Source organism: Salinivibrio sp. MA440, from assembly GCF_001996265.1.
Lineage (GTDB): Bacteria > Pseudomonadota > Gammaproteobacteria > Enterobacterales > Vibrionaceae > Salinivibrio > Salinivibrio costicola.
Genome location: NZ_MUFI01000083.1, coordinates 1 through 4053, shown reverse-complemented (window position 1 = coordinate 4053; position 4053 = coordinate 1). Strand labels below are relative to the sequence as shown.

Below are 4053 nucleotides of genomic sequence, written 5' to 3'. Positions count from 1 at the left end.
GGATATAAACGCGCGGAGGGAAAACCGAGGAGTAACTTGTTATGAAAGCGGGCCGTTAATCTTGAATGCTATTAGACCCGCTTTTCTGGGGGATGCGTGCTATTTCCTTGCTGTCAGTTCGATAGGACGGCACACGATTTGAGGTGTTTAAAAGTAAAAATAGCTAGTAATGTGACCACTCATCTCTTCGTTCTCCCAGTGCTGGTAGCGTGCTTTACTGCGAATAGACCAATCATCGGTGACGCGCCAGTGCCAAGTCATATCGACTTGTGATTGTGTCAGGGAGGAACGATTAAGCAGCGGCAGATACTGTGCTTGCACGCCGAGACGATGGTCATCAGCAAGTTGCCATAGCAATCCTGATTCTATGCCGGTTGCTAGATTAAATTGGTTATCGCTGGCGTCGCCATGAGTTAATGCTGTTGACCACAAAGCGTAGGCATGTAAACCGTCACTTTCTCCCCACGACTGACCTACGCCCCCTTGGGCAAACCAACGGCTATCTTGTCTCTCGGTGCCTGGTAAACGGTCAAAGCCTGCACGGATATTCCACGATAGACTAGAGAAAACCCGTTTTTTCGGCGCGATTGTCATTGCATCGATCAGATAAAGCTTATCCAGTTGCGTATTACCGTTTTCATCCTGACTGATAGCGACATCAACAAAGCTGATTTGTGCGCCGGGCACAAAGCCATCTTGGGGATCCATTAAGTCATGGTATGCCGCACGCCATTCAAACGAGAGGGCATCGGGACCGTATTTTGCGGTTCTTGCTCCAAAACCAATACGTGTAGAGCCGTGCCCTTTATCCGGCGATACATTGATATTAGCTACGGACTCAAACGGAGAGGCTGCACTGACTTGGCTGCGCATGCTGAGTAATTTAGTGAGGCGCTGCGCATAGGGATCTCTAGGAAGTGCTTGATCATAAAAATCAAAATTGAGCCACTCGTAAGCAAATTCATAAATAGCGGCCAATTGCTCGTCAGTATATTGCTGATGGTCAGGGAAATGGCCACTTTTCGCTTTTTTCGCGGCTTCAAACACCGCAGGAGAGGCTTGTTGCGACATATTTAATAGGCGAGTGCCAAACGAGGCACGAAAACTTGGTATCTCAATCAAGTCATTACTGGCTAGCGTTTTTACAGTATCTGACGGGATCGCTTGAAACGGGAAATCATCGACCAAACTTAAATCATCGCGAGCCAACTGAAGCAATGCGAGCAGTTGGTATGAGCAGTTTTCGTCAAGAAAGTAGTAATCGAAGGTCGCGCTTTGCATCTCCCACAAATGCAGCAATACACGATTTACCTCTTGCTCGGACAAGTTAAGGGGATATTCCCAAATATCTCGCGATTCAATGTCGTTATACTCGCGAACCTTATGATAATAAGGCATCACAGTAAATTGCCCCGGGTAAGCGCCAAACAGCCCCTTTGCGGCATACATGGCGGCATTGTCATCTTGGCTGGGTTCGGCAGCAAAATTGACTGCAAATGCCACCAATTCTTTATTTCGTGTTTGATCTTGTGCGTCAATTCGCAACAGCGTATGGCCAAACATTGATGAGGGATTGTTCATAAATGCCGTTGGAAAAACCAGCGTCATGCCGTCTGGATCAAGCACCTTTTGCCAACGCTCAAGTTCAGGGCAATCGAGTTGTGCAGTGCGTCCTGCTTTAGACTCGAGCCATGTAAAACGCGCGGGATATTGACACCTTGCTGCTTTTGCAACGGAGGCATCGGCATGGTAAAGCGCATTAATTGTCGCTGCTAGCTCTTGTTGCGGGTGTGTCTTTCCGTTAGCGGCAAGGAAAAAATCTTCTGAATCAACCGTACTTTCATAGCCTGATAACGTGTTAGGTAGATAGTGAACCAGTTTTAGCCAGTATGCTTGGTTGGCCAAGGAGGGAATATTAAAGTCACTATTTTTCGTAACAGTAGCGGTCTTAGCAAACGTAGCCGTGTTGGTAAAATCAGGCGTACTCGCAAAAGCCGGCGCGCTAAAGAGAGAAAGAATGATGAGACTAAGACGAACAAATAGCGAGGTGCGAGAATGAATAAGTCTCATATCAGTACAACGATTCACGTCCAGAAACATGAAAGTGCCCAAGTAGGGCACTTTCGCACTTAATAACCGCCACTGTTTGGCGGATAACCGTCAAGCGTTATACCGCTTAAATTTTATACGTTGAAAGCTGCTCGTTTTGCGCTACAACAGTATTTAGGTTGGTCAGTACTTCTTGTGAAGTGACTTGATCAGAGGTTACGATCGATGCAAAGTTTTGCTTAGCAACGTCGTTAAATGCTGCTTTGTCTGCATCTTTGATGCCCCAAACTTCAGAAAGCGTTGCCAACGTTTCGCCTTCGCCGCGTGCGATATCACGTGCTAGGTTATCCATGTTTCCGTCAATGAACATGGCTAGCTTCTGCTGCGAATCAATGGTGCCTGTGCCATCACAGCCTAGCGTACCAAAGGTGATACCAAAGGTTTGGTTACCAGAGGTGCCGTTTGTGGTGGCGCCGAGTACTTTGTAAACCTTTCCTTGTTGACCATCAAATACCATTGTGCCGAGACCACAGCCGATATCTGAATCTGCCAATGCCGCGCCAGAGAGTGGAAGGGTAGCAAGTGCAGCAATAGCGATAAATTTTTTCATGGTAATCCTTTTGATTAAAAGTGTTGCAACTAGAGTTTACCTCATAATAGCTTCTCAAAGGTGAGATTATTAGGCAGGAAAACCCTAAAAATTTGGTGTGATGATTATATTGACTGTTTTGTATAATTTCAACGACACCTTTGAAACGTGGGATTAGCTGCTCAAAGAAAGAGAAATAGCGAGCTATAATACTTTATGCGGGCCAAAGCACTCATAGTGGAACTGTTCGTCAGGGACGCCCAAGGCGCGTAGTTGGGTTTGGACATGCTGCATAAAGCCAACTGGGCCGCAGAGATAAACCTGCACCGTGACTGGAATGAACGTATCGCTCACCGCAGTCAGATCCATCCATCCGGTATGATCAAAGTCTTGTCCAAGCGTATCCGCGGGTTGAGGTTGGTTATACCAAATGTGCGTCTGGATATGCCTGTGCTGACGCGCGAGGTTGCGGACAGGATGATTGAAAGCATGCAGTTTGCCGTGCTCGGTAGCATGCAGCCAAGTGACGGGCGCATCATGTTCGGTCAGGCTTTCTAACATCGCTAACATTGGCGTTACGCCCACCCCGCCAGAAATTAATACGACGGGCGTACCCTGATCCACGTTCAGTTTGAGATCGCCCGCCGGTGGCGTGAGCATCACAGTACCACCAACAGCTAACTCATCATGTAAGTAGTTGGAGACCTGACCGTGTGGCTCCCGTTTTACCGAGATCTGATAATGCTGGCCGTTAGGCGCGTGTGACAAACTGTATTGGCGAATTTCTTGATGTTCAAAACCGGTATGATTAACGACGATGCCAATGTATTGTCCGCCCGTAAAAGGCGCGACGGGCTGACTGTCTTTAGGTGCAAACACAAAACTGGTGACCTGTTCACTTTCTGGACGTTTTTCAACCAACACAAAATCGCGTAGCCCTTGCCAACCGCCCACTTGATCATGGCTGTCTTGATAAAGTTGTTGTTCCTTTGCGATAAACACATCCGCCAGCACCTGGTACGCCTCCGCCCAGGCATCTAGTATCGCTTGTTCGGGGGCGAGTAACTCATCAATGGTCGCTAATAGATGCTTACCTACAATGGGATAGTGTTCGGCTTTTACCAACAAACTAGTGTGTTTGTGGGCGATTTTTTCTACTGTGCCAAGGAGGGCAGGTAAGTTATCGATATTCTGCGCATACGCACAAATAGCATTGAACAACGCCTCACGTTGATCGCCATTTTGCTGGTGGCGCATATTAAAAACATCTTTTAATTCAGGGTTGTGTTGGAAAAGCCTCTGATAAAAGTGGGTCGTCAGCTTCGGGCCTGTTTCGGCGAGCACAGGGGCAGTTGATTTAACAATATCAATGGTTTGTTGGCTTAACATCAGCGTCTCTCTAAACATGTATATTT

The 4053-nt window shown here is 47.3% G+C and carries 3 protein-coding genes; all 3 read right to left on the bottom strand.

Going from position 1 to position 4053, the window contains the following annotated elements; translation table 11 throughout:
- Window positions 1-147: 147 nt before the first annotated feature.
- Window positions 148-2070: an Lnb N-terminal periplasmic domain-containing protein gene (locus tag BZG80_RS15470; RefSeq protein ID WP_077679756.1), complete on the bottom strand. Its 1923-nt coding sequence runs from the start codon at window positions 2068-2070 to the stop codon at window positions 148-150.
- A gap of 106 nt (window positions 2071-2176) precedes the next feature.
- Complete coding sequence (locus BZG80_RS15465; RefSeq protein WP_021022964.1) at window positions 2177-2659, bottom strand: DUF3015 domain-containing protein; 483 nt, start codon at window positions 2657-2659, stop codon at window positions 2177-2179.
- Window positions 2660-2842: 183 nt separating this feature from the next.
- Window positions 2843-4027 carry an NO-inducible flavohemoprotein gene (gene hmpA, locus BZG80_RS15460; RefSeq protein ID WP_077679755.1) on the bottom strand — a complete coding sequence of 395 codons (1185 nt, stop codon included), beginning with the start codon at window positions 4025-4027 and terminating at the stop codon, window positions 2843-2845.
- Window positions 4028-4053 lie beyond the last annotated feature (26 nt).